Origin of the sequence: Asticcacaulis sp. AC402 (assembly GCF_000495835.1) — a bacterium.
GTDB lineage: Bacteria > Pseudomonadota > Alphaproteobacteria > Caulobacterales > Caulobacteraceae > Asticcacaulis.
Map to the genome: position 1 here is coordinate 48,947 of NZ_AWGC01000012.1, position 26,640 is coordinate 75,586.

Below are 26,640 nucleotides of genomic sequence, written 5' to 3' on the forward strand. Positions count from 1 at the left end.
CGAAAAACCGTCACGCAGCTGTTAAATCCCTGTCGTCAAATCACCTTAAAGCCTCGTCAACTGACACAACTCGCAGGGGTCGAGATGGCTTTCAACCGACGTCGCGCCCTTCTGGGCTTGGGTATTGTTGCGGCATCGCCGGCGCTTGGCGCTTCGGCCGTCGCTCCGCCACCGCAGATCCAGCGCTTCGGACACGGCGTCGCCTCCGGCGATCCCCTGACTGACCGGGTTATACTGTGGACGCGGATCAGTGGTGTCCAGGCCGCCGTTACGGTAGCCTGGCAGGTCGCCCGCGACGACAGTTTCACCGCGCTGGTTGCCCAGGGCAGTTTCACCACCGGGCCAGAACGCGACTACACCGTCAAGGTCGATGCCACCGGCCTGGAAGCCGGAACGGACTATGTCTACCGGTTTATCGCCGGGGATGTGACGTCACCGATTGGCCGCACCCGCACCCTGCCTCGCACCACGGACAAGGTCGTACTGGCCGTGGCCTCATGCTCGCTGCATCCCAACGGCTTTTTTAACGCCTATCGCGCCATCGCCGATCTGGAAAGAGTCGATGCCGTCGTCCATCTGGGCGACTATATCTATGAATATGGCGCCGGCCTGACCGACTACGGCATGGGCAATGGCCGGATGCTGAACCGCACGCCGCAGCCGCCGCACGAAATCGTCTCGCTCGCCGATTACCGTACCCGCCATGCCCAGTACAAGGCCGATCCGGACCTGCAGGCCGCCCACGCCCGGGCGCCATGGATCTGCGTCTATGACGACCACGAAATCATGAACGACTGCTGGACCAGCGGCGCGGAAAACCACGACCCGGATGAAGGCGAAGGTGATTTCCTGGTGCGCAAGGCCGTCGCCCTGAAGGCCTATGGCGAATGGATGCCCATCCGCGAAGCCTCCCCCGGCCGCCTGGCCGAGTCGATCTATCGCAGCTTCCGCTTCGGTGACATGGCCGAGTTGATCATGACCGAGACCCGGCTGGTCGGGCGGACAAAGCAACTCGACTACGAAGCCGACCTTTTCATAGATGGTGTGCCGGCCTTCGACGCCATGCGTGCCAAGATCAACGCTCCGGCGCGCGAGATACTCGGCGCAGATCAGCGCGCCTGGCTGGGCGATACCCTGAAGGCTTCGGTTCAGGCCGGCGTGCGCTGGCAGGTGTTGGGCAGCCAGGTGGTGATGACCCGCACGGCCGGCCCCGACGTGGTCACCGCCCTGGGTGCCGAAAACATCGCGCGTTTGATGGGCGTACTGCCCGACGGGCCCAAGCGCATTCTGGGCGCCATGGCCGGCCTGTTCAGCCGTCCCGATCCGTTTCCGTTCAATCTCGACGCCTGGGACGGCTATCCGGCCGAGCGCGAACGCCTTTACGACCTGATCAAGACCGCCGGTGCCCGCACGGTGGTTGTCTCCGGCGACAGCCATGCCGCCTGGGCCAATCAATTGCACGATGCTGCGGGCCAGCAGGTGGCGGTGGAAATGGGCGTGACCTCGATCACCTCGCCGACGCGGTGGCTGGATAGCTGGCTGCCGGACCTGCATCTGGCCGAGGCCCTGGCGGCGCGCAACGAGGAGATCATCGCCAGCGACGACGGTCACAACGGCTTTGTCCGCCTGACCCTGACAGGTGAGAAGATGACCGGCGAATGGATGGCGGTCGACACCATCACCTCGCACGATTTCAAGCTGTCGGTGCGCAAGACCTTCGAAGCCCGCGCCGTTGAAACGGGCGTCGGGCCTCTCAGCGAAACCTGACTACCAGATGATGGCGCCCAGGAAACCGGCATCGGTGGCATCCGTATCGCGCACCCACACCAGATTCCCGCTGCCGAGATCGATCAAGGCGTGGCTGCCGGCCTGGCTGATCGTGCCGGTGCCGAAGGCGCTCACATCGATGACGTCGCCTTCATTCGCGTCGAAATCGTAGATACTGTCGGCCCGGCACCCGACCTGGAACAGGAAGGTATCCGCGCCCAGGCCGCCCCATAACAGGTCACCCGCGCCGCCGCCGTCGATGACATTGTTGCCGTCATTGCCGAACAGCGCGTTCACCTGATTGTTGCCGGTCGCATCGATGTTCGCAGTGCCGGTCAGGACCAGTCCCTCTACATAGGTGCCCCACAACGAGAAGCTGACCGACGAATAAACCTCGTCATTGCCCCCGCCGGCGGCTTCGACCACCACATCATTGCCGACCTGGACGTAATAGCTGTCGTCGCCCAGGCCGCCCGTCAGTACATTGTGGCCTTCATTGCCGACCAGGGCGTTGTTCAGCGAATTTCCCGTGCCATTGATATCGCCAACGCCGGTCAGGGACAGGTTTTCAACGAAGTCGCCCAGGGTGTAGCTGCGCGACGATTCGACCGTGTCCGTGCCTTCGCCGTCCAGTTCGGTCACCACGTCACCCGACGCATTGACGCCATAGGTATCGTCACCCAGCCCGCCCGACAGGCTGTCATTACCGGCCCGGCCATCCAGCAGGTTGCCGCCATCATTGCCGTGCAGTGTGTTGGCCAGGCTGTTGCCGTAGAGCGCGATATCGTCCGAGCCGGTCAGATAGGCGACCTCGATATGGCGGCCGGTCAGGTCGTAGGCCACCGAGCTGTGCAGCACGTCCGTGCCGTGGCCGGCGGATTCGAACACCTTGTCCCCGGCATTGTCGACGAAGAAGGTGTCATTCCCCAGCCCACCGTACATCTTGTCGTAGTTTTCGCCGCCGTCGATGATGTTGTTGCCGTCATTGCCGGTCAGCGTATTGGCCAGGGTGTTGCCGGTGGCATTGAGGTTATCACTGCCCGTCAGGGTCAGGTGCTCGACCACCCGTCCCGCCAGCGTGTAGGTCACCGACGAGATGACGGTGTCACGCCCCATACCGGCATCTTCGTGGATCTTGTCGCCCAGGTCGTCGACATAATAGGTGTCGTCGCCATCACCGCCATACAGGCTGTCGGCGCCCCGCCCACCGTCCAGGACATTATTGCCGGCGCTGCCGGCGATCAGATTGCTGCCATCGTTACCGTTGCCGTCAACATCATCGAAACCGTCGAGATACAGGTCTTCGATAAAGGTACCGACCAGCGACCAGGTGATGGTCGAGACGACCGTGTCCTTGCCTTCGCCGTCGAGCTCGACCACGACGTCGAAATCGCCGTCGACATACAGCACATCGTCGCCCAGCCCACCGATCACCGTGTCGTCGCCGCCATAGCCGATCAGCGTGTCATTGCCGGCCTCACCTTTGAGTTCGTCGTCGCCTGCGCTGGACCCCAGGTCGTTGGCGGCGCCATTGCCACGCAGATAGATCGCGACGCCGCTGTCGAAGAAATCGTCTTGGCTGTCGAAATAGCCATCGCGGATGATGACGTCGACATGTTCGATATCCGCGATCACGTTGGCCGCGCCGCTGCCCAGGTCGATCACCCCATCCGTCAGGTCGATGCTCACGCTGCCGAGCGGGGTGATACCTACCCCTGTATCGGCCTCGTCATAGATGAAATTGTCGATCTCCAGCTGGAAGGTGTCGATACCGGCGCTGCCCTCGATCGTGTTGTTGCCAAAAATCAGGCTGGTTGTCCCATCTGCGCCCTTGACACCCGCGGTCGTATCCGTCGGATCCGGAAGGAACACCCCGCCCTGGCCGGCATTGAGGAACAGAGCCAGCGAAATCACCACATCATCGATCGTGGCGCGCAGATGATTGCCGCTGAAGTCGATGACGGCGTCACCGCCACTGCCGCTGACGCCGTCCTGGCTCGGATCGTCTTGCGAGGCATAGCCAAATCCACCCTGGCCGCCCACAACGGCAATGACGATCCCGTCTTCACAGCCGCAATCTGAGGAAAAGTCGAAGATGTTGCCGGTGACCGCAACCGACGCGTCACCACCCTCCCCGCCATTGCCGTTGTTGCCGTAACTCTCGTCGCCGGCACCGCCGATGCCGGCATAGCCCTGCAACCCGCCGTCACCGCCCTTGCCGCCCGTCGCGGCAATCGCCCGCCCGTCAGAGGTCACGAACAGATTGTCAATCACCGACAAGGCGGCTCCGCCACCGGCACCACCATGGCCACCCAACCCGCCATTGCCGCCGTTACCGCCAACGGGGGCACCCTCGCCGCCGTCGCCACCGTCGCCGCCCGCCCCACCGTCACCGGCAGATATCTGGATAAAGGTCGCGCCGACCTCGGAATCCGCCAGCGTCAGACTGGTGCTGCCTCCCACACCCCCATGTCCCGCGTCGCCACCGTTTCCGCCATTGTAACCGTCCTCAGCCGCCGCGCCGCCATTGCCGAACAGGTCGGTGCTGTTCCAGCCACCGCCCTTGCCGCCGTAACCGGCCACCACCAGGATCGACACCGTCTCGGCAATGATGCTGTCGATCCCGATATCGATGTCGCCCCCGGCGCTACCCTGGCCGCTGTTACCTCCGTTGGCGCCATTGAACGCGACACCGGCCGGGGCGCTGCCGCCCAGCCCGCCATTTCCGCCGTTACCGCCCCAGCCGCCTTCAGCCTGGACCTCAAGGTCACCGGACAGGACATCACTTTGATCGAGCAGGTGCCCGATAAGTCCTTCACCGTCATTACCGGCGCTGCCGTCTGTGCCGTCGCCCGGCGCTATACCGGGTGCGCCGACATCACCGTCGAGACCGTCGATACCCTCATCGCCATCATCACCAAGGAACACGAACATATTGAGCCTCCCAGGCGTCACAGCCCACAGGCGCACGCCAACGATCATTCCGGTTGAACGCTTTACTCGGTTGCGAAAGATGCGCGGTCAAGACCTGATGAATGTCAAGTTAACACGCCGATTTCTGGCTGAATCAGTAGACCGGACACGCCATCCACTGATATTCGCGCGCCCGGGTTACACCCAAGCTGCGCACCAGGACAAACCCGCGGCTTTCCGACGGGCCGTCAGTCATCGGGCTGCAGTTGGACATATAGACGCCGGGCGCATAGCTATACGCCACATCGATGTCCAGCCCCCCCTCCTTGCCGATGCGGACCTGGGCGACATCATAGCTGACATAGCCGCCCGTGTGCAGGTAGTCCCCCACCCGGCCGTGTTCATTGAGCACAACGATCGTCGCGTCCCGCACTTTCATGCGCTGCAAAACTTCCAGCAGGCGGTCCGGACAGCCGCTTTCGTTCTTGCGCCAGTCGCCACGGCGTTCGGCGCAATCGACGACCTCCAACTCGCGGCCATACGCCTCAAAGATGGTTACCGGCACCGGCGCCAGGGGAGCGCCACAAATATGGTGGGCCCGTTCCGTAATGTACTGCCCGTCGCCAGGCTGTCCGGTCTTTTGCTCGCTGACGTACCAGCCGATGGACTGCGTTGCCCAGCAGCCGGATGGGCCGCTCAGGAAAGACTTGTCGATCCAGCGGCTGTCGGCCTTGAAACCATCACGCCCCTTGCGTTTCAATACCCATTGATCGACCTGTTTTTCACTCAAAACATCGCCCGTCTTCACCGGCATACGGGCGGCGATCAGATCGACCTCTTTCTCGCCGGGGGCATTTTGCAGATAGGTGATAGCCGGTTGAGCGCACCACGTCTTGCGCAGCTGATAGGCCTTGTCGCAGGTCGTACCAGTGACGGCGAGATAGCGCACACTGCCCGACACCTGCAGCTCTTCGGTGCGGTGATGAACGCCGGCAGATCCCGGCAGGATGGGCTCACCTTCGGGATAATAAGGCCCCTGCGCCGTTTCTGGCCCGCCGTCGCACGACGCGATCTGGCTCTCATAGGCCACATTTACCCCGTTCTCGGCGGCTATGACATAGCCGACGCCCTCGCCGTTGAGGCGGTAGCAGTTGCGCGGGACGGTGACGTCCGAGGTCGGCAGGTCAAGGCGCTGCGCCACCAGGGCACCGTTCTCGATCCTGGCGGTAAACAGGCTGAAATCGCTGCCATAGCGGCCGGCGATGCGTTGACGCGGTTCCGGCGCCGTGTACAGCCCCAGCACACGTATCGGATTGGCGGTCAGCTTGGATTTCAGCGTTTCAAAGCATGGTCCGCCGCCGGCCGGCTGCCACGCGGCGGGACAGCCGTCGCGCGCCACCGCGATCATCAGCTTTTCGCCTTCGACCTCACGGACGGTGCCGTATTCAGCTTCCCGGATCAGTTTCGGCGACATGGACTGCGCCATCGCCGCAACCGGCGCAAAACTGACCGCGGCGGCCAGCGACCCAAACACCCAAGAACCTACCCAGCCAGTTTTCCACATAGTCACCCTCGCCTCCGAGCCCCTGAACGATTGGCGCCATTAAGCGCGGCGGCGCGTACAAATCAAGTCGCGCTTGTCGGAAATGATTGCACGCCCTTAACTCAAATGAACCCATAACCGCTTGCAGGCTTTGCTGTGCAAGCCTAATGCTGCGCAACCGCTTTTCCAGGGTTTTCCGTGTCCGACTCGTCTCCAAAATCCTCTGGCGTCAAATCTTCCGGTCTCGTCCGTAATTCGCTGATCAACTCAGCCTTCACCCTGATCAGCCGGTTTCTCGGCATGGCGCGCGATATCGTCATCACTGCGGTCATGGGCGCCTCGGGTAATATCGCCGCCGACGCCTACAACACGGCGCTCAGCTTTCCCAACCTGTTCCGGCGCATCTTTGCCGAGGGCGCCTTCACCGCCGCCTTCGTGCCCAGCTATTCCGCTGTCCTGGCCGAGGAAGGCCAGGCGGCCGCCGACAAACTGGCGCGCGACGCCATGGCAACGCTCTGCGCTGCCACCGTGGTGCTCACCATTGCCGCGCAACTGGCCATGCCGTGGCTGATGCACTTCATCAATCCAGGCTTCGCCGACACGCCGGACAAGTTCAAGCTGGCCGTCGTGCTGACCCAGATCGCCATGCCCTACCTGCCGTGCATGACCATCGTCGCCCTGCTGTCGGGCGTATTGAACGCGCGTGGCCGGTTTATCGTTTCCGCCGCTGCACCCACCCTGCTCAACCTGGTCATGCTGGCCATGGTCCTGCCGCAAAAGGACCCGATCCAGGGCGCCTGGTGGGCTTCGGCCGGCATCGTTGTCGCTGGTGTCGCCCAGGCGGGACTGTTGCTGTGGGCGGTGCGCAGGGTCGGCGCAAAGGTTGGCCTGGCCTTCCTGCCACGCTTCACACCCCAGATCCGCCAGTTGCTGTGGCTGGCCGTGCCGGGCGCTTTGGCGGCCTCCGCGACCCAGATCAATGTCTGGGTATCGGGCATATTCGCGTCTCAGGTCGACGGTGCCCGCACCTGGCTCACCGTGGCCGACCGCCTGTATCAGCTGCCATTGGGCCTCGTCGGCGTCGCCATCGGCGTGGCGCTGCTGCCAGCCCTGTCGCGCTCGGTCCAGTCGGGTGACCACGCCAAGGCCCAGCAGACCCTGGACGACGCCCTGATCTATTCCATGCTGTTCACCCTGCCCGCGACCGCCGCCCTGATCGCCATTCCCTTCTATCTGATCGACGGTCTCTACACCCGCGGCGAGTTCCTGATCCACGACGCCGAACAGACCGCCGCCGCCCTGCTGCACTACGGCTGGGGCGTGCCGGCTTTTGTGCTGACGCGCATCCTGAGCCCGGCCTTCTACGCCCGCAAGGATACTTTCGGACCGATGAAGTTCGCCCTGGTCAATGTGGCGGTCAATTTGGGTGTCGGGGTTGCTCTGTTCAACGGCGTCGTTATCGACGGCGTTCAGGTCGTACCCGAGGTCGGCGTACCCGGCCTGGCCATAGGCACCTCCGCAGGCGCCTGGGCCAATGTCGCCCTGATGTTGCTAACCCTTCTCAAACGCAAGGTCTGGCATTTGAGCCAACGATCCGGCTTGGCCCTGATCAAGATTGTCCTGTGCGGCGCCGTCATGGGTGTCGCCCTGGCCTTCTTTCAGGCCAACCGTGGCCTGATCGAGGCCCATATGGCGAAGGAATTCGCCATTGTGGGGGTTTGTTTTGCCGGCCTCTTCCTCTATATGGCCCTTCTCTTTGTCACCGGCGCGACCTCGGTTTCCGAACTGAAGGCCGTCATGCGCCGCCAGGGCTAGATCAGGGAATTAAGACGATATGCGTATTCTCTCCGGCATCCAGGCATCGGGATCGCTGCATCTGGGCAACTATCTCGGCGCGCTGAAAAAGTTCGCCGACATGCAGTCGCTTGACGCCACACGTTTCTACATGATTGCCGACCTGCACGCGATTACCGTCTGGCAGGACCCGGCCCTGTTGCTGTCGCAGACGCGAGAGATTGCCGCCTGTTATCTGGCTGCCGGGGTGGATCCAGCGTTGTCGACTATCTTTCCGCAATCGGCCGTTCCCCAGCATTCGGAACTCGCCTGGCTGTTCAACTGCGTGGCGCGTCTCGGCTGGCTCGACCGCATGACCCAGTTCAAGGACAAGGCCGGCAAGGACAAGGAACGCGCCTCGATCGGGCTCTACACCTATCCGGTCCTGCAGGCCGCCGACATCCTGCTATACCGCGCGACCCACGTCCCAGTCGGCGAAGACCAGCGCCAGCACCTGGAACTGACCCGCGACGTGGTCAAAAAGTTCAACCACGACTTCAAGACCGACTACTTCCCGGTGCCGGAAACCCTCTACCAGGGCCCGGGCGCGCGCATCATGAGCTTGCGCGACGGCACGGCCAAGATGTCGAAGTCAGACCCGTCCGACAATTCGCGCATCAACCTGACCGACGACGCCGACACCATTGCCGGCAAGATCAAGAAGGCCAAGTCCGACATGGACGCCCTGCCCTCCGAAGAAGCCGGCCTGGCCGAACGCCCGGAAGCGAAGAACCTGGTCGGCATCTATGCGGCGCTTTCCGGCATCACCAACCAGGCCGTTCTGGACGACTATGGCGGCAAGGGCTTTGGTGCGTTTAAACCCGCTCTGGCCGATGTGGTGGTCGACAAGATGGCGCCGATTTCGGAGAAGCTGCGCGCCCTGCTCAACGACCCGGCGCAAATTGACGCAGTCCTCGCCAGGGGCGCCGAAACCGCGCGCGAAGCCGCTGCCCCCGTGGTAAAGGACGTGAAGAAGATTTTCGGATTGTGGGGTTAAGTCATGAAAGCTGTCGCCGTACTCGCCCTATCCCTTATGGCCCTGGCCGCCTGCGGCAAGGTTGAGGAACAGACAAGCGTCGCAGCCTCGTCATCGAACGTCAACGGCATCATCACCAATACCAAGGTGCTGATGACGGACTACGCCATGCGAGCGGCCCTGGGTACCAATCCGAATACGGCAGCCTATGTCACCATCAAGAACGGCGGCGACAAGCCGGAGACGCTGCTGTCGGCGTCATGCGCCTGTGCGGCGAAGGCAAGCCTGCATGAGATGACCATGACGGACGGGGTCATGTCGATGGGCGAAAAGACCGGCGGTTTCGAGATCAAGCCAGGCGAGACTCTGGTGCTGGCGCCGGGCGGTAACCACATTATGCTCGAAGGCCTGACCGAACGCCCGGCGGAAGGCCAGACGGTGAACGTGACCCTGACCTTCGACGGCGCCGGCCCGATTACCTTAGGGATGCCGGTGTCGAACGCGCCGCTGGCCAAGACGGGAACGTCGGAAGAGCACGTGCATTAAAGCGCAATCCGATAAAGTGGACGCCACTCGCACGGGCGCTCCCGTTTTCGGGAAAATTGCGCGACAAAACAAAAAGTTAGAGCGGGATTTTGATTCCATCAAAACTCATCCCGCTCTAGGCGATTTACGCATCGGTGGAAGTCGGTGACAACGTTCAGCCCGACTTGAAGGAAATTGCCACAGCTGGCACGCGACTTGCGACCTGAGTCCGTACACAGGGGCGTCCCCGCCCGCGGAATCGTTCAACCCTATGAAACCCCTAGGTTTTTCAAAGTCAGCCCGCCCGAGCACCCGGCAAATTCCGCCGGGTAATGTGAATCCCTTGCCTAGACACGGCGGGTTTGCATGTCTCTGACCTCGATCATGAATATCGGCGTGTCCGGCCTGATGACGGCCCAGGACCAGCTGCGTGTCACGTCCGACAATATCTCCAACGTCAATACGCCGGGCTATATCCGTAAAGTGGCCCACCAGACCGCCGTCAATATCGGCGGCAAGGGCATGGGCGTCACGTCCGGCCAGGTCACCCTGGCCGCCGACCGCTACCTTCAGGCCGCTGCCATGAAGGCGTCCTCGACCGCCGCCGCCGCCGATGTCACCTATGAACTGCTCGACCAGATTCAGGCGCAGTTCGGTGACATCACCGACAGCAGCAACCTGTTCAACCAGGCGGCAACCGCCCTGTCTTCGATGGCCGAGGCGGCGGAAGATCCGACTTCCAACGCCAGCCGCCAGCAAACCCTCAGCAATCTGTCGAGCTTCCTCGCCGAGGGCGGGCGCATCTCGGCGCGCATCCAGACCATCCGCAGCGACGCCGACGCCCGCATTTCGTCATCGGTCAAGTCGGTCAACGACCTGCTCAAGAACATCAGCGACCTGAATGCCACCATTTCGGCCGCGACCGTGGCCGGTGACGACGCCACCGGCGCCCAGACCACCCAGACCCGGTACATCAACGAGCTATCCAAACTGGTGGATGTCAATGTCAGCCAGAACGAAAACGGCGGCGTCACCGTGCGCACCAATTCAGGCATGTACCTGGCCGGCGACAAGTACGCCACGCTGAGCTACCAGCCGACTTCGGGGGTCGATGCCACGACCAGCTTCGGCGCCATCGTCGTTACCGGGATCAACGGCGAAAAGCGCGACCTGGCCGACAACCTACAGTCCGGCGAGATCAAGGGCCTGATGGACCTGCGCGACAAATCGTCCGTGGCCGTCAACGGTCAGCTCAACGAGTATATGACCCAGTTCGCCGAACAGCTGAACGCCGCCCACAACCAGGGAACCTCCGTCCCGGCATCGGCCGTCCTGACCGGCAAAAAGCTGAGCCTCACGCAGGAAGAGGCCATGTCCGGCTTTGCCGGCCAGACCAACCTGGTGACTCTGGATGCGTCGGGCAACATCACGCACCGAATGGCGATCGATTTCACAGCCGGCACCTGGTCGATGGATAACGGCGCCACGACCGGCAGTTTCACGCCGGGCAGCTTCGCCAGCGATATGACTTCAGCCTTTGGCGGACACGCTACCATAGGCTTTGCCAATGGCCGCATGACCCTGAACGCCAGCGGCCTCAACGGCAATGCCGGCATTGCCATCGTCGATCCGGCCGCCGCCGGCACGACGTCGCCCTCCAACAAGCAGGGCCAGGGCTTTTCGCACTATTTCGGGCTCAATGACCTGGTCACGACACAGGTGCCGACCACCTACCGCACCGGCCTGGCCGCCACGTCCGACAGCGGCTTTTCCACCGGCACAGTCAGCTTTCAGCTGAAGTCCCCCAAAGGCGCTTCCCTGGCCAGTATTGATTTTTCGCCCGCCGCCGGCCAGACCATGGCCGACATGGTCAATGCGCTGAACAACAGCACGACCGGTGTCGGCCGCTATGGCACCTTCTCGCTGGACACCAACGGCCAGTTGAGTTTTCAGGGCTTCGGCACGCCCGCCAATACCCTGGCGATTAAATCGGACTCGACCTCGCGGCTGGGCACCGGCGCGACGTTTGGCCAGTTCTTCGGCGTCGGCGGCACATCGGCGACGGTTGCGTCCGGACTGGAGATACGCGCCGCTGTCTACAATGAGCCAAGGAACCTGGCCCTGGCTCAGGTCAACCTCAACACCACGGGGGGGCTGGGCGCCCTGGTTACGGGTGATGGCTCCAACGGTCTGAACATTTCCGACATCGCGTCGAAATCCACCCTCTTTGCCAGGAACGGACTGAACAGCGGCGGTGCCTCGACCCTGGAGCGCTACGGTTCGGACCTGGCCGGCCAGGTTGGCAATCTCGCTGCCAACGCCAAAAGCCAGAAGGAAAGCAACGAATCGCTGTTGGCCGAAGCTCAGTCGCGCCGCGACGCCTATGAAGGTGTCAATCTCGACGAAGAACTGGTCAACCTCACCATTTATCAGCAGGGCTACAGTGCCGCAGGCCGACTCATCCAGACGGCCAAGGACTTGTACGATGTCCTGCTTAACATGATTTAGGGCGCTTCCAAATGCGTGTCTCTACTTCTGCCACCTGGTCCAACGCCCTGAACAACCTGATGAAGGCTCAGGAGCGCCAGAACGCCGCCAATGACCGGGTGTCGACTCAAAAGGTCGCCACCGACCTGATGGGCTATGGACGGTCATCCGAAATCATCGCCGCCTACCAGGCGACGCTGGCCAAGACGAGCAGTTACATCGCCGTCAACAAGTCGGTGGCCGAGCGGTTGAACAGCCAGGACCTGGCGCTGAACACCACCAGCGAGGGCGCCAGCAACGCCAAGGAAGCCATCTTGAACGCCCTGGCATCGAACAGCGGCGCCTCGCTGATGGAAACCATACAGGGCGCTTTTTCGATCGCCCTGCAGGGTCTGAACTTCGAACACCACGGCCAGTACCTGTTCGCCGGCGGCAATGACAGCCAGGATCCGATCACGGTTGGCAGCCTGTCGGAACTGGCGCAGACCGATATCGACGACGTTTTCGCCAACGGCAATGTCAGGAAGACATCGCGCATCGACGCCAGCACAACCTTGCGCACCGGCATGTTAGCCTCGGAGCTGGGCGGCGACATGATGCAGTTGTTCAAGGATATCCAGGAATTCAACAGCGGTCCCGACGGTCCGTTCGGTACCCAGTTGACCGAAGCCCAGAAAGTCTTTCTCACTCAGAAATCTGGCCAGTTTTCCGCCGTCTACGACGAACTGGTTGAGCAGACCTCACTGAACGGCACACTGCAGAAACGCGTCGAAACCAGCCAGGGGGCGCTGGAAAGCCAGGCAAGTTCGCTGAACGAGCTGATCGGCTCGCGGACGGAAGCCGACATGGCCTCGGCCTACACCGCCCTGCAGCAGGCCCAGGTATCGGTCCAGGCGTCAGCCCAGGTCCTGTCCGACCTGCAGTCGTCGAGCCTGCTTAACCTGTTGCGGTAGTTTTTCTCCCTCCAACGGGAGGCGGAAGCGAAGGATCTATAGCGCAATCCGATAAGGTGGACACCACTCGCACGGGCGCTCCCGTTTTCGGAAAAATTGCGCGACAAAACAAAAGCTTATATCAAGCCTCATAAAGAATGACGCTTGATATTCGCATTTTTTCAGCTCAAGCGCCGCATGGCTCCTCGCAAAAGCTCGGGCGCCCCAGAAAGGTACGCTGGCGCGCTTGCCAACCCACGATGAGTCAAGGTCATCGTGGATTGGTATTGGAGCGAGATGGCGATTCCACCTGAAGTCATCCCGCTCTAAACAACCTTACCTAACAGGTTCAGAGCCTCGTCCCACAGCCATACCACGGCTGCGAGAGCATATTTGCCGCCGAAATAGACCCAGGTGCCGGCGCCGACGGCGACCGGAATCGACAACAGCATGAACAGTCCGTCGCGTTGCAAAACTGCCAGTCCGGTCAACACGACCGCGACGCCGGGAATGACATTGGCACCCGGCATCGGCAGGATCAGGATCAAGGCCATCACGAGGGTCTGGACGCCGGCATAGACCATGGCCGGTCGACGCGTCATCATGCGCATCCGAGGCTTGGCCAGGACTTCGATCTTGCGCAGCACCGCTCCGCAGGCGTTCAGGGCACCCCGCAGATGCTCGCCCTTGAAGCTCCATCTTTTGACGAAAGCCGGCATCCAGAGCGACCTCGCGCCGAAAATCATCTGCAGCGCCGGGCCGATCAGCAACAGGCCGAAAATGGTCGATATGCCTGGAATATTGGGAATGCAGATGGGCAGCGACAGGATCAGCAGGAGCAGGCCGACCGCCCGCCCTTCGAGCTGGCCCAGAAGCTCGCCCACGGATATGCGATCGCCGTCCAGCCGCGCCGCCAGATCGCAAATGATCCTGGACGCCGGAACATCGTCCGAACGCATCATGTGTTCCGTGAATCCCATGCCGCCGCATCTCCCGTGAGATTCCCCTCATAGGGTAAATGGTGCAACGGTTCGACTGATTTTTTGATTGTGTTCCGTCCCGAGGCTCCAGCACTGGCAATTTGCCGCCACTTCCCTTATTTACACGGCCATGAAGGCCTGCCCCATACCTCTGATCGAGTCCGCTGACCTGGATGCCGCCATCGCCGCGACGCGCGCAAGCGTCGGCCTTCCGGCCGGTGCGCGCGTGGTCGCTGCCATGTCCGGCGGGGTCGATTCGACCGTGGTTGCCGCCCTGCTCCATGTCGCTGGCTACGAAGTCATCGGCGTGACTCTGCAGCTCTACGACCATGGCGCGGCGCTGAAGAAGGCCGGTGCCTGCTGCGCCGGCCAGGACATCCACGACGCCCGCATGGCGGCCGAAAAGATCGGTATCGCCCATTATGTGCTGGACTACGAAAGCCGATTCCGCGAACAGGTTATAGAGGAATTCGCCGATTCCTACCTGCGCGGTGAAACCCCGGTGCCCTGCATCCGCTGCAACCAGAGTGTCAAGTTCAACGACCTCCTGCAAGTCGCCCGCGACCTGGGCGCCGAGGCCATGGCGACCGGCCACTATGTCGAGCGCAGCGACAAGGACGGCGTTGTGTCCCTGCGCCGCGCCAGCGACCAGAGCCGCGACCAGAGCTATTTCCTGTTCGCCACCACGCGCGACCAACTCGACTATCTTCGCTTTCCGCTAGCCGGCATCCCCAAGCCCCAGGTCCGCGACATCGCCGTCCAGCTGGGGTTGAAGGTGGCGCAAAAGCCCGACAGTCAGGACATCTGTTTCGTGCCGGAAGGCAAGTACACCAACCTGATCGACCGCCTGCGGCCACAGGGACGCGAAAAAGGCGCCATCCGTCATATCGACGGCCGGGTGCTGGGCAGCCATGACGGCATTACCGGCTATACGATCGGCCAGCGCCGCGGGCTGAATGTCGCGGTGGGTGAGCCGCTGTTCGTGGTCAGGATCGATCCCGACGCCAAGGAAATCCTGGTTGGCCCGCGTGAGGCCCTGCTGACGCGCGCTCTGACCTTGAAGGAAACCAACTGGCTGGGCAGCGAGGCCGACTTTGCCGCCGCCGCCGGATTGCGCAAGCCGGTGCTGGCGCGGGTGCGTTCGACCCGCCCCCCGGTCGCGGCGCGCCTGGTCCAGAGCTTAGCCGGTATAGAGGTCGAGTTCGACGACGCTGAAGAAGGCGTCGCGCCGGGCCAGGCCTGCGTGCTGTACGACGCCGACGACTCGGGGCGGGTGCTGGGCGGCGGCTTTATCGCCACCACGCGGGCAGCGACGATTTAGAGCGGGATGAGTTTTGATTGCATCAAAACACATTCCGCGCTGGCGCCTATTCCGCCACAGGCTCTCATGTGCGGTGGGACAACTGACCGATCGACAGCGCGCCGGAATTGACCTCGAGCGTGACATCACCGCGCTGCAGCACCGCCTGGCAGTGGGCGCAATGTACCACGGGCTGCAATTCATGACCGCAGGTGTGGATCAGGTCGGTCGACGGCACCGCATCCCCGTAGACGTTGCGCTTGCCCCAATCCATCATGTGCACAATAATCGGCCACAACTCATGGCCCTTGTCGGTGAGCAGATATTCATGCCGGCGCGGGCGGTCGCAATAGACTTGCATCTCGAAGACGCCATGCGCCACCAGGTGCTTTAGCCGGGCGGCCAGCACATTGCGCGCCATGCCCAGCGAGTCTTGCCACTGCTCGAATCGGGCGACGCCCCTGAATGCATCGCGAATAATCAACAGCGTCCACGGCTCGCCGACAATGTCGAGCGTGGCCGCAAGAGCGCAGTTTTGCTTGCTGTAGTCGGCGGAACGCCCCATGGTCAGTCGGTACTCATTTACTTTTGTGTTTATCTTGATCGAAGCTGTGCTCTGACGGCAGGCCTTGAACGCACGAGGGACTTCACTCCGTCGCTATGCCATAATAAGGTTATTGCGCGTTTCGGCTAGAAAAATCTTCCGTCTTCGGAACAAAAATCAGGACGTGAAAGCCAGCAGTCCGGCCAGGGCGCGTGCGGCCATGGCTTCGTCCGCGCGCACGAAATCCTGCTCGAAGGCGCCTTCGCGCCAATGGACCAGAACGCTGGCACCGCCTTGCAAACCCAAGATAAGGCTGTCGTGACGGGTAAGGATAGCGCCGGCGCAGTCGCTGGCATAGTCTCCGCAGTCTCTGTCGAACGTGCCGGGGGCGACGACCTGGAGATTCGGGGCGGTATTGGCCTGGGAGTCCAGGCTGGTGACGCGGATATCAAGCGCACCGTTGAGACGGACGTGGACGGCGACGCGGCCTGAGTCCTCCGCGACCAGATACAGGTCGTCGACCTGACCGTTGCCATCGAAATCTGCGGCACGCAGTTGGGCTTCGTGGGCGGCATTTCGCGGGCTGAGGTCGGGCGTAAAGGTCGCCGCCTGAGCCGAACCTGCGGCCAATGCCAAAACACACACCGCTGCGATGCTACGCACCATTCCGACACCTCACCTGTTGTACTTCCGGCGCCGAAATGTTCGTAAACGAGACATTAACGGCGTTCTCACCTGGTTCCCACGCAGGTTTGATGCCAGCCTTGCCACAGGTGAGGACGTGCGGCAATGAGAATCTGTTAACCATCTATACAGTTGATCGGATTGGAATTTCCATATTCGCCCCGGCCGGCGTCAGTCGACGGCGACCCCAAAAACAATCGGGACAGGTCGCCCCACTACTGCGCCCTACGGGACCAGCTTCACCGCGCCAATCAGGGCCGGCTCGGGTTCCGGCGTGATCGGATTGCCCTGGCTGTCGAGATTGTCCCACTGGCTGCGGGCGACAAATAGGAAGTAATCTCCGGTCACCAGGCCCTGCGTGGGTTGAGACAGCTGCTTCGACCGCAAGATCGTTTCGACCGCCAAAATTTGCGACCAGTCCTCACTCATGCGCAGCCGGACGATGCGGTTGGGCTGGAAGCCGTTCTGAATGGCAATGATGTCGCTGCCGTAGCGTGTGATGGCCGAAAAGCCCAGGGTCGAACCGCCTTCGGGCGGCAACAGGCGCACCAGGCTGCCCAGGGTCAGGTCAACTCGATACAGACCCGAGATAAAGTCGGCGACGATCAGCACAGTGGCGTCTTGGTTTTCCGTTAGCCCCGTGGGCGAGTCCATGTAGCCTTCGGGGATCAGCACCTCAAGCTCGCCCTGATAGGCGTTGAGCCGCAGGATTTCACCATGGCTGGTATCGGCGACATAGAGATCGTCGCGCCCCATCAAAAGGTGGCCGAACCGGCGGTCGGTCCCGTGGGTAAAGCTCTGCAGGATCTGGCCGTTGGCGGGATCGACGAGGACCACCTTCGACGAAATATTTAGCTTGGGGTCATAGCCCTTGGTCTGGCGCGTCGCGGCGGTCGTCGCCCAAAGCCGGTTGTCGCGCAGGCCCAGCCCGTAGGCGGCTACGCCAGGACGAAACGTTACCACATCGCGACTGCCGGCAGCGGTGAGGGCCGTCACCTTGCCGGTGTGGACGTGGCTGAGGAACATCTGTTCGCTGGCCGGCGCATAGGCCATGCTATCGGTCAGGCCAAATCCCGGAAGAGTCGCGGTGACACGCATCTCACCGACAGGACTTTGGTTGCTGACCAACTGGTCTTCCATGTCAGCATCCCAGAGGGCGTTGAATTCCGGGTGGCGGGCCAAGTCCAGGACGTAGCCGCGCCCGAGGTAATCGACCATCGTCGCCCTCGCCTCGGCTTTGCGCTTCTGTTGCAGCGACACCTGGGTCTGCAGCAGCAGAATCGAGGGCGAGTCGGGCAGGATGGCGGCGGCACCGCCAAAGCGTCGGGCGGCACCGGCCAGGTCACCGGCCTCCAGCGCCCTCATGCCGGCGATACGATGGTCGCGGAACTGGCCCAGTTCGGAATTGGGATCGACATTCTGCGCTGCCGCGCCGTTAACCATGGCAGCCAGCCACAGGCCGGCCCCCAATCCAAAAACCCTCCCCCAACGAACCTTCATAATCTGCCCTCTCATCTTACGCACCCAGTCTTCTTACGCACCCAGTCTTCTTACGCACCCTGTCTTCCGCCGTCTCTGGCGATCAGCTTGGGCGTCTCCTTGCTCTCGCCGTGCATGGTCAGCCGGATGGGAACCGCTGTTGTCGAACGCACGGTGCGCATCACAATGCGCGACTCGACGCCCGACACAAGGTCCGAGGCCAGCAACTTGTCGCGAAGAAAATCGTCATAGGCATGCATGTCGCTGGTCATAACGCGCAGCACATAGTCTTCGTGGCCGGTGACAGTGGCACAGGCTACGACCTCTGGCCAGTTTGTAAGGCAGGCTTCGAAAGCTTCGAGATTGGTCCGCGACGGCAGGCTAAGCTTGACCGAAACATAGACTTCGAACCCCAGGCCCAACTTGTCGGCGTCGAGCAGGGTGACGCGCTTCCTGATGACGCCCAGATCCTCCAGCCGCTTGATGCGGCGCCAGCATGGCGACGGCGACAGACCAACACGTTCGGCCAGGTCGGCTACGGAAAGAGAGGCGTCCTCCTGGATCAGGTCGAGAATACGCGCATCCAGTTCATCAATCAGGTCAGACAAAATTTACCCCAGCTACGCGATACACCAGCACCGATGACCACTATAGACCGCTTTTTTTGGAAATTTCTACCCCGTTAAGAAAATTTGGCGCGACGTGATCTATCCGTTGCAACCGCGGTGCAAATTCGTGAGCATGAGGGCTTGAACCGTTGGGGCTTATTGGTTATACGCGGTCCCCTTCGCGCAGGCGTTACTGACGCAGCGACAGACGGTTGGGTAGCTCAGATGGTTAGAGCGGTGGATTCATAACCCACAGGTCGGCGGTTCGATCCCGCCTCCAACCACCAAACTTCTTATAATGTAATCAATTTCTTAACCCCGTAGGGCACGAGATTAGGCACTGTCCAGAGCGGTTTGAGCGGGCCTTTGGTTAGAAGACTGACTTTCTCGGCTCTCCGCAATCTCCAGAGTGGGTATGGCAAACGCGACGTGCTGGGCCCGGAATTGGGCACTTGCTTTGCTCCCGGACTGTCAGGAATTCACCATTGCCCAGAGCTTGGTTACACCAAGCGAAGGAACGCGCTCATTCTGGACGCAGACTTCGCGTCAACGCGTGAAAAAAGGCAGCCTTTGTGGCATCCGCTGCCTGCTTACGGTTGAGTTAACCCTACCAGACTCACTTGGCCTTGGCAACGCGCGCCGGGACTTCAGCGGCCGGATGAGACTTGAAAAAGTCGCGCAGGGACTGGGCCGCTTCGGGCTGGTTCTCGGTGCAATCTTCCAGCAAAAAACCCATCAATTCGGAAAAGTGTGAAAAATTAGCGCGGTAGATAATCGAGCGGCCGTCGCGGTAGGCAGAGAGCAGCCCCGCCCCCGTCAGAATGCTGAGGTGGGTCGATGCTGTATTGGCCGGAATCCCATTGCTCCCGGCGATTTTCCCCGCCGCCATGCCATCAGGACCAGCACGGACAATTGTGCGGAAAACGTTCAACCGCCCAGGGTGCGCCAGGGCAAAAAGGTTAACCACCGCGTCATCGCTCGTCATAATTCTACCTAACAGGAACCGACCTCAAATCTTAATTTTTTACTATTACAAAACTGTGGAAACATAAAGGCGCCAGAAGAAATAACGTTGGTTCATCCCCATGTTAATCGATTGTTAAACCCAAAAAGAGCGTGACCCGCGGACCCGCGGAACACGCTCAGGTTTTGCCCTCACTTTATTGGGGTACGCAACACTTATACCAAGCCTCATAAAGAATGACGCTTGGCATTCGCATTTTTTCAGCTCAAGCGCCGGACTAGAGCAGGATGGCTTTAGGTAGAATCGCCATCTCTCTCTAGGTTTTTGTTTTGTCGCGCAATTTTCCCGAAAAGTGGCGTCCACTTTATCGGATTGCGCTATAGGCGTCCCCCATGGCTCCTCGCAGAAGCTCGGGCGCCCGAAGTACGTTCTCTGGCGCGCTTGCCAGTCCGCGATGAGTCAAGGTCATCGCGGGCTGGTATAAATGAAGCTACGACGCCAGACGCAGATGGTTCTCACCCATCCGTTCGAGGCGCAGGCCGATGCCTTCGCTTTCCAGAGCGGCGACTGAAAGATTGGCCAGGACATCAATGCGACCGGCCAGAACGTCGAAGACATCGGCATAGGCGGCGGCGATCGTCGCCGAAGACCCCATGACGTCGCACGGATCGGGCAGATGCCAGTCGACAATAACCGGGTTGTCCTTGAACTGAGGCGTACGCGAGCTGCCCCGGCGGTCCGGGCTCAGGCGGATAACAAAATCGAAAGCCGGATCGTGCTTGCCCATAATGGCCGTGATCGGCTTCGTCGCCAGGCGTGAAGCGTTGTAATTGATCTTGTGCAGCAGGGCCAGCGCATAGGGACTGATGGCCGCCACGGGATTGTAACCCGCGGACCACGCCTCAAATCGCCCGGCACCCAACCGGTTCAGGAGCGCTTCGGCCAGGATCGATCGCGCGGAATTATGTGTACACAGAAACAGGACATTAAACGTCCGCAAGCCACTTGTCGTCATATGCAACCACCCCTTGCCAGAAAAACTCTACAAGAACGAAGTTACCGATAAACTGTGAGGATCGCGTTGCGAAAGGCGGTTAATTTGACCTGAACGTCAAAATTTGTCCTGCGCCGCCTACCTGCCCGCGGGGGCAAAAAAGCCTGCCGCGAGAGGACGGCAGGCTTTGTTTCGATGCAGGTAGCCAGCGTGCCTTACGCGGCGACGGTGCCCGACTGATCGTGCGGGTCGCGCAGCACGTAGCCGCGGCCCCAGACGGTTTCGATGTAGTGATTGCCGTCGGCAGCGACGGCCAGTTTCTTGCGCAGCTTGCAGATAAAGACGTCGATGATCTTCAGTTCCGGCTCGTCCATGCCGCCGTACAGATGGTTCAGGAACATTTCCTTGGTCAGGGTCGTGCCCTTGCGCAGGGACAACAGTTCCAGCATCTCGTATTCCTTGCCGGTCAGGTGCACGCGGTTGCCCGAGACTTCGACCGTCTTGGCGTCAAGGTTGACGACGATGTCGCCGGTGCGGATGATCGACTGAGCGTGCCCCTTGGAACGGCGAACAACCGCGTGAATGCGGGCGATCAGTTCATCCTTGTGGAAAGGCTTGGTCATATAGTCATCGGCGCCGCCGCCGAGCGTTTTGACCTTGGTTTCGATCTCAGACGTGCCCGACAGGATCATGACCGGGGTATTGACCTTGCCCACGCGCAGTTGCCGCAGAACTTCGAGGCCCGACATGTCAGGCAGCGAAAGATCAAGCAAAATGAGATCGTAGTCGTAGATCTTGCCCAGATCGACGCCTTCTTCACCCAGGTCCGTCGTATAGACGTTAAAGCCTTCGGACTTAAGCATCAATTCGATGCTTTGCGCTGTGGCGCTATCGTCTTCAATCAGTAGTACGCGCATTTAAGCCCCTCCCGGCTTCGGTGGCAAAACAGGATTGCGGAGGCACATGCGTCCGCCCATAACGCATGCTAGACAGCAAATCCCTTAAGATTGGTTAAGCTTAACAATTCAAATTACGGCGTAGGGTGATTTGCGAATCGGCGGCAAGAGTCGCGAGTCAAGGTTTCTCTTTATTCACAGGATTGTTTGCGGCCGTTTTGGCCCCAGATCGGGTACTGAGTCTTTTGAATCACACACTGTGTTCGCAAAGACTCAATTACCGACGATGCGAGCGAAGCCTTCGCCAGTTGGCCGCGATGACTTTTGACTGCCAGGAAAAAGATCTGGGCACCAGACTCAGCTAAGTGCTGGCAAGCCGCAACTCAGCAAAAAATTATAGGTGCCGTCGTAAAAGGCACTCGGCCGGGTCTGGTCGGCATTGTCACCACGCGGCACGAAAATAACCATGCCCTGGCGAGCCCGGGTCAGGATAACACGGTAGGCATTTTTCAGGTAAAAGCGGCGGAAGCGGTCGTTGATTGACTGCCAGCGCGTGCCCTTGAAGGTCTGGCCGTGCCAGTTACCGAGGTAACGCAGGTCGGCGTCCCAACACACGGCCGTCCAATCCAGTTCCAGACCCTGGACATCGAACTCGGTGGCGACCTCTTCGAGGTAGAAGGACGAGCGAACGTCACTGCGGTCGTTGAGGAACCACACCGGCGGGTCGATGCCGGCCTTGATGTGGAGGCCTTCCGGCCGCAGGCGGTGGGCGCCAGACGAGGCGACGAGGCCGTAGCGCTCCGAACCGCGGGCCTGATCGCGCAGCCATTGTTTTGCCCGGTCGAGATCGCGGGTAAGTACCAGGGGGTATTTGTCGAGCCGGGCATGGGCAATGCGGGCGGCTTCGGCATCGCCATTAAGGAGATGAGAGATGAAGTCCGACAGGGTCTCGGCGCGAAAGGAGCGCATGGAGACGCCCAGGTGCAGGTCGTCGTGCAGGGTGACCTGACCTGAGGCGATAAAGGCGCGGGCATCGTTGTTGAGATCGTAGTCGGGCTGGACGATCTGGGCTGAGGCATGGACCTGCCAGTCGGGGAAGCGGTCGCGGATGGCGGCCATCCATTCCGACAGGCCGGCCTCACCGACATTGATCTCCTGACCGCCGCCGACCAGACAGATGACGGTGCACCAGTCGACGTGGCGGTCCATTACCTCCAGCAGGAATTCCGGCTCGGACATGTCGAAATCGGCAACGGCGCGTTTGGCCTGCATGAACTTGGAGGCCTGGGCGCGGGTCCAGGCGCGCTGGGCTTCGTCGAAAATGACGACGTGGTCCGACGGAACGTCTTCGTTGTGAACGTAGGCGTCGCGGAAATGGTGGATGTTCTGGATAAAGGCGTGGACGTTGCGGTGGGCGTCGGTCTTTCTGGCATGGGTGCGCGCTGCGTAGTCGCGGGCCAGGGCCTCACGCAGCACATCGACCAGGGGACCGTTGCCCGACAGAAAGGTGGCGTGCTGGTCGTCGAGACTTGCGCTGCGTTGGGTCGCAATGTTCAGGCCGGCCAGGGTTTTGCCAGCGCCCGGCACGCCGGTGACAAAACAGACGGCCTTTTTGCCTTGGGCCCGGCAGGTGTCGATGACATGGTTGAGCACCGTCTGGGTGCGACCCAGATTGATGGCGTCGGCGTCGCTGCGGGTAATGTCGGTGACGGCGTGGCTGGCATAGAGGCGGGTGGCGGCCTGGATGATGGTTGGGGTCGGCCGGTAGCCGCTGCTGAGCCATTGGGCGCTATCTATGTCGCTTTGGCGGCCGCGGCTGATCAGGCGGATGACGTCGGCAAGGTCGCTCACGGCGATCAGCAGAGGTTTGGCGACCTGGTCCAGCGCCAGTTCCAGTTGGTAGGGTTTCGACTCGGTCACCCAGGTGGGGATGAGGATGGGCACGATCGACAGGTGGTGGCTGCCTTCGTGGAAGTTCTTCAGGTCCAGGGCGTAGTCTTCGACCTGTTCGATGGCGTAGCGGTCGAATTGGTCGGAGCCGACCTTGAATTCGATGACGAAGACGCAGCCGCGCACGATCAGGACGACATCGGCGCGTTTGCCCATGCGTGGAATGGCAAACTCGAAATGGACGGTGAAGTCGGCCTCGTCGAGCAGGGCGGTGCGCAGGACGGTGACTTGTTGCAGCCAGGCGCGTTTCTGTTCCAGGTCGAGCGCGAAGTTATGGCCACGCGCCAGCTCACCCAGAATATGGTCGGCGGTGTCGGCGTAGAATTTGTCACGATCGGCGGAGTAGTAAGCGCGCATCCAACCCCCTGGGTTGCCGCCGGTTAAACCAGGTCAGGCGGGCCTTGCCAAGCTGTATCGGCGCCCCAATGTAGGAACCGGAGTCTGGCATGCCCGTCGAAACCACTCTGAACGGCTTTAATCCGCCGCGACCTGAAACTGGACGGACCCGTGCAGATCTGCATCAAGCCGCCGTTCGATTCCATGCCGTAGGCGCAGACGCCGCCGAACCACGGCAGCGCTGTGAGCATCGGGTGGGCGTGTTTGTGATGGGATAACCTTTCTTCTTCGCGTCTTCGCGTCTTCGCGTGAAACCTCTGCCCTGTCGGCAAAAGACCGAGCGGCTGAACCTTATCGAAGAAGTTTTCACGCGAAGACGCGAAGACGCGAAAAAGAAAAAGAAGGGATGACTTGCCCTTCGAATTTTATCTGACTAAAGTCAGAGAATGTTTAGCCAGATCGATCAGGTCCGCCGCTTCAACCGCGTCGTCTCGCAGCGGGCGGGGACGCTCGACCAGAGTTATCTCGGGCAGGGACGACCTCTGGGCGAGGCGCGGCTGTTGTTCGAGATCGGCCATGACGGCGGCAATGCGCGTGAGCTACGCGACCGGCTGGGGTTGGATTCGGGGTATCTCAGCCGGTTGCTGCGGGCTCTGGAAAGCCAGGGGATGATTGTGGTGACGCCGTCGGAGACCGATCGGCGCGTGCGCGATATCCAGCTGACCGATGCAGGGCGGGCACAAGTCGAGACCTATGACCGGCTGTCAGACGATCTGGCGTCGTCGATCCTGGCGCCGTTGGATGAGCGCCAGAAGGCGAAGCTGGTCGAGGCGATGGCACAGGTCGAGCGGCTGTATCGGGCGGCGGCCGTGACGGTGTCAGCGGAGTCGCCGGCCACGGTCGATGCAAGGGCGTGTGTCGATCAGTATATCCGCGAACTGAACCAGAGGTTCGATACGGGTTATGATCCGGATACGGCCGGACCCTTGGATGACAGCGAGTTTTTGCCGCCGGACGGGGTGTTCGTGGTAGCGCGGCTGGACGGCAAGGCCATCGGGTGTGGTGGACTGAAGCGGCTGGATGCAGAGACCGGCGAGATCAAGCGACTCTGGGTGTCGCCGGATACGCGCGGGTTGGGTTTGGGCCGGCGGTTGTTGGTTGAGTTGGAGGCGTTGGCGCAGCAGAGGGGGATGGCCAGGGTTTGTCTTGATACCAACGGAACGCTAGTAGAAGCGCAGGCCCTGTATCATGCGCAAGGTTATGTTGAGGTGGCGCCGTATAACGATAATCCGTACGCACAGCACTGGTTTGAAAAGCGGTTGTAGCTGGCCGCTGAGAGGACCCCTCCGTCTCGACGCGCTTGCCAATGGCCTTCGGCCTGGCTTCGCTTGCTCGCCACCTCCCCATTGAAGAAATGGGGAGGAGAAGGAAGTAAGAATTTCACTTAAATTCTCGACTGCCAATCAGCCTTGGAAGCGGTAGGGATTCTTATTCGCGCTTATTCGCGTTCATTCGCGGTTCCAAAATCTTAACGCCGTTAACCAATCTTAAGGCGTCGTTCACTATAATTGCCGGCATGTTGGATCTCGTTCAGATCGCCAGGACCGTCGAACCGATGCGCGTCTATGGCCGCGTTGCCGTCGTCAATGGTCTCCTCATCGAAGCCAAGGGCGGCCTGTCCTACATGCAGGTCGGGGCACGCTGCGAAATCATTCGCCGTAATGAAGACCCCCTCCCCGTCGAGGTCGTCGGCTTCCGCGAAGACCGCGCCCTCATGATGCCCTTCGGTCCCGTCGAAGGCGTCACCCCCGGCGCCGAAATCCGTATCTCCGCCGAAGGCTCCAAGGTGTTTCCGACCACCGCCTGGCTGGGGCGGATCGTCGACAGCTTCGGCACCGCCATCGACAGCCATGGCCCCCTCCCCCAAGGCCCGGACGGCTATCTGCTCAAGGCCGCGCCGCCCGCCGCCCATACCCGCGCCCGGGTCGGTGAGCGTTTGAATCTCGGTGTGCGCGCCATGGACGTCTTCACTACCTGCTGCCGTGGCCAGCGTCTGGGCGTGTTCGCCGGCTCCGGCGTCGGCAAGTCGGTGCTTTTGTCGATGCTGGCGCGCGAAGCCACCTGTGACGCCGTCGTCGTCGGTCTGATCGGCGAACGTGGCCGCGAAGTGCGCGAATTTATCGAAGAGACATTGGGGCCTGAGGGCCTGAAGCGTGCCATCGTCGTCGTCGCTACCTCGGACGAACCGGCGCTGAAACGGCGCCAGGCCGCCTACATGACCCTGGCCCTGGCTGAGTTCCTGCGCGATCAGGGGCTTGAAGTTCTATGCCTGATGGACTCGGTGACGCGCTTTGCCATGGCCCAGCGCGAGATCGGCCTGGCCACCGGCGAGCCACCGACGACCAAGGGCTATACCCCCACCTGTTTCGCCGAACTGCCCAAACTGCTCGAGCGCGCCGGACCGGGGCCGGTGCTGGCGGACGGCACCCAGACCGGGCCGATCACCGCCTTGTTCACTGTCCTGGTCGACGGTGACGACCACAATGAACCGATCGCCGATGCGGTGCGCGGTATTCTGGATGGTCACATCGTGATGAGCCGCAATATCGCAGAACGCGGACGTTTCCCGGCCATAGACGTGCTGAAGTCGATTTCTCGGACCATGCCCGACTGCCAGACTATTCCCGAACGCGAGGTTGTCCGCCAGGCACGCAAGGTGTTGTCGTCCTACACCAATATGGAAGAGCTGATCCGCATCGGCGCCTATCGCACCGGCGCCGACCCCGATGTCGACCGGGCCATCCTGCTGAATCCGGCCGTTGAGGACTTTCTGCGTCAGGGCAAGGATGAATATACACCTCTTGACGAGTCCTTTACCCTTTTGGCGGAAATTTTAAGCCAGGCTTGATTATAGGCGCGAACCGCCTCA

General features: G+C 61.3%; 20 protein-coding genes and 1 tRNA gene. 10 read left to right on the top strand and 11 right to left on the bottom strand.

Going from position 1 to position 26,640, the window contains the following annotated elements:
• Window positions 1-84 precede the first annotated feature (84 nt).
• Window positions 85-1,767, top strand: a complete 1,683-nt coding sequence (locus ABAC402_RS26610; RefSeq protein WP_023448747.1) for an alkaline phosphatase — start codon at window positions 85-87, stop codon at window positions 1,765-1,767.
• On the opposite strand, the gene ABAC402_RS40135 is transcribed toward ABAC402_RS26610, so the two are convergent.
• Both ABAC402_RS40135 and ABAC402_RS26620 read right to left on the bottom strand, forming a co-directional pair.
• Window positions 1,768-4,701, bottom strand: a complete 2,934-nt coding sequence (locus ABAC402_RS40135) for a calcium-binding protein (protein WP_155847334.1) — start codon at window positions 4,699-4,701, stop codon at window positions 1,768-1,770.
• A gap of 133 nt (window positions 4,702-4,834) precedes the next feature.
• Window positions 4,835-6,250 carry a hypothetical protein gene (locus ABAC402_RS26620; RefSeq protein WP_155847335.1) on the bottom strand — a complete coding sequence of 472 codons (1,416 nt, stop codon included), beginning with the start codon at window positions 6,248-6,250 and terminating at the stop codon, window positions 4,835-4,837.
• 171 nt (window positions 6,251-6,421) lie between these two features.
• On the opposite strand from ABAC402_RS26620, the gene murJ reads away from it, so the two are divergent.
• The 5 genes from murJ (at window position 6,422) to ABAC402_RS26645 (ending at window position 12,997) form a co-directional block, all read left to right on the top strand.
• On the top strand, window positions 6,422-8,038 hold the full coding sequence (murJ, locus tag ABAC402_RS26625; protein WP_023448750.1) for a murein biosynthesis integral membrane protein MurJ: 1,617 nt from the start codon (window positions 6,422-6,424) through the stop codon (window positions 8,036-8,038).
• Between the two features lie 19 nt (window positions 8,039-8,057).
• Window positions 8,058-9,053 (top strand): tryptophan--tRNA ligase, encoded by a 996-nt coding sequence (gene trpS, locus ABAC402_RS26630; RefSeq protein ID WP_023448751.1) that lies wholly within the window; start codon window positions 8,058-8,060, stop codon window positions 9,051-9,053.
• 3 nt (window positions 9,054-9,056) lie between these two features.
• The gene (locus ABAC402_RS26635; RefSeq protein WP_031235320.1) at window positions 9,057-9,578 is read left to right on the top strand and encodes a copper chaperone PCu(A)C; all 522 of its coding nucleotides are present in this window, start codon (window positions 9,057-9,059) and stop codon (window positions 9,576-9,578) included.
• A gap of 345 nt (window positions 9,579-9,923) precedes the next feature.
• Window positions 9,924-12,065 (top strand): flagellar hook-associated protein FlgK, encoded by a 2,142-nt coding sequence (gene flgK / locus ABAC402_RS26640; protein WP_023448753.1) that lies wholly within the window; start codon window positions 9,924-9,926, stop codon window positions 12,063-12,065.
• An 11-nt stretch (window positions 12,066-12,076) separates the two neighbouring features.
• Window positions 12,077-12,997, top strand: coding sequence for a flagellin (locus tag ABAC402_RS26645; protein ID WP_023448754.1), 921 nt, complete (start codon window positions 12,077-12,079; stop codon window positions 12,995-12,997).
• 305 nt (window positions 12,998-13,302) lie between these two features.
• Here the strand turns inward: ABAC402_RS26645 and ABAC402_RS26650 are convergent, their stop codons facing one another.
• Window positions 13,303-13,956, bottom strand: coding sequence for an exopolysaccharide biosynthesis protein (locus ABAC402_RS26650; RefSeq protein ID WP_023448755.1), 654 nt, complete (start codon window positions 13,954-13,956; stop codon window positions 13,303-13,305).
• A gap of 130 nt (window positions 13,957-14,086) precedes the next feature.
• Here ABAC402_RS26650 and mnmA point away from each other — a divergent pair, with 130 nt between their 5' ends.
• A complete protein-coding gene (mnmA, locus tag ABAC402_RS26655; protein ID WP_023448756.1) occupies window positions 14,087-15,277 on the top strand; it encodes a tRNA 2-thiouridine(34) synthase MnmA in 1,191 nt (396 codons plus the stop codon).
• A gap of 64 nt (window positions 15,278-15,341) precedes the next feature.
• Here mnmA and ABAC402_RS26660 read toward each other — a convergent pair whose 3' ends face one another.
• The 4 genes from ABAC402_RS26660 to ABAC402_RS26675 form a co-directional block, all read right to left on the bottom strand.
• The gene (locus ABAC402_RS26660) at window positions 15,342-15,821 is read right to left on the bottom strand and encodes a helix-turn-helix domain-containing protein (RefSeq protein ID WP_023448757.1); all 480 of its coding nucleotides are present in this window, start codon (window positions 15,819-15,821) and stop codon (window positions 15,342-15,344) included.
• Window positions 15,822-15,977: 156 nt separating this feature from the next.
• A complete protein-coding gene (locus ABAC402_RS26665; protein WP_023448758.1) occupies window positions 15,978-16,466 on the bottom strand; it encodes a hypothetical protein in 489 nt (162 codons plus the stop codon).
• A 243-nt stretch (window positions 16,467-16,709) separates the two neighbouring features.
• Complete coding sequence (locus ABAC402_RS26670) at window positions 16,710-17,984, bottom strand: YncE family protein (protein ID WP_031235321.1); 1,275 nt, start codon at window positions 17,982-17,984, stop codon at window positions 16,710-16,712.
• 50 nt (window positions 17,985-18,034) lie between these two features.
• On the bottom strand, window positions 18,035-18,571 hold the full coding sequence (locus tag ABAC402_RS26675; RefSeq protein WP_023448760.1) for an Lrp/AsnC family transcriptional regulator: 537 nt from the start codon (window positions 18,569-18,571) through the stop codon (window positions 18,035-18,037).
• A 210-nt stretch (window positions 18,572-18,781) separates the two neighbouring features.
• Here ABAC402_RS26675 and ABAC402_RS26680 point away from each other — a divergent pair.
• Window positions 18,782-18,858: transfer RNA gene (locus tag ABAC402_RS26680), tRNA-Met, on the top strand.
• A gap of 329 nt (window positions 18,859-19,187) precedes the next feature.
• Here the strand turns inward: ABAC402_RS26680 and ABAC402_RS26685 are convergent.
• The 4 genes from ABAC402_RS26685 to ABAC402_RS26700 all read right to left on the bottom strand — a co-directional run bounded on the left by ABAC402_RS26685 (window position 19,188) and on the right by ABAC402_RS26700 (window position 23,732).
• On the bottom strand, window positions 19,188-19,556 hold the full coding sequence (locus ABAC402_RS26685; RefSeq protein ID WP_023448761.1) for a helix-turn-helix transcriptional regulator: 369 nt from the start codon (window positions 19,554-19,556) through the stop codon (window positions 19,188-19,190).
• A 469-nt stretch (window positions 19,557-20,025) separates the two neighbouring features.
• Window positions 20,026-20,550 carry an arsenate reductase ArsC gene (locus ABAC402_RS26690; protein ID WP_023448762.1) on the bottom strand — a complete coding sequence of 175 codons (525 nt, stop codon included), beginning with the start codon at window positions 20,548-20,550 and terminating at the stop codon, window positions 20,026-20,028.
• A 194-nt stretch (window positions 20,551-20,744) separates the two neighbouring features.
• On the bottom strand, window positions 20,745-21,446 hold the full coding sequence (ctrA, locus tag ABAC402_RS26695) for a response regulator transcription factor CtrA (RefSeq protein ID WP_023448763.1): 702 nt from the start codon (window positions 21,444-21,446) through the stop codon (window positions 20,745-20,747).
• A gap of 336 nt (window positions 21,447-21,782) precedes the next feature.
• A complete protein-coding gene (locus tag ABAC402_RS26700) occupies window positions 21,783-23,732 on the bottom strand; it encodes a DUF2075 domain-containing protein (RefSeq protein ID WP_023448764.1) in 1,950 nt (649 codons plus the stop codon).
• A 425-nt stretch (window positions 23,733-24,157) separates the two neighbouring features.
• Between ABAC402_RS26700 and ABAC402_RS26710 the strand changes: the two genes are divergently transcribed.
• A complete protein-coding gene (locus tag ABAC402_RS26710) occupies window positions 24,158-25,036 on the top strand; it encodes a helix-turn-helix domain-containing GNAT family N-acetyltransferase (RefSeq protein WP_023448766.1) in 879 nt (292 codons plus the stop codon).
• Between the two features lie 251 nt (window positions 25,037-25,287).
• Window positions 25,288-26,619: a flagellar protein export ATPase FliI gene (gene fliI / locus ABAC402_RS26715; protein WP_023448767.1), complete on the top strand. Its 1,332-nt coding sequence runs from the start codon at window positions 25,288-25,290 to the stop codon at window positions 26,617-26,619.
• Window positions 26,620-26,640 lie beyond the last annotated feature (21 nt).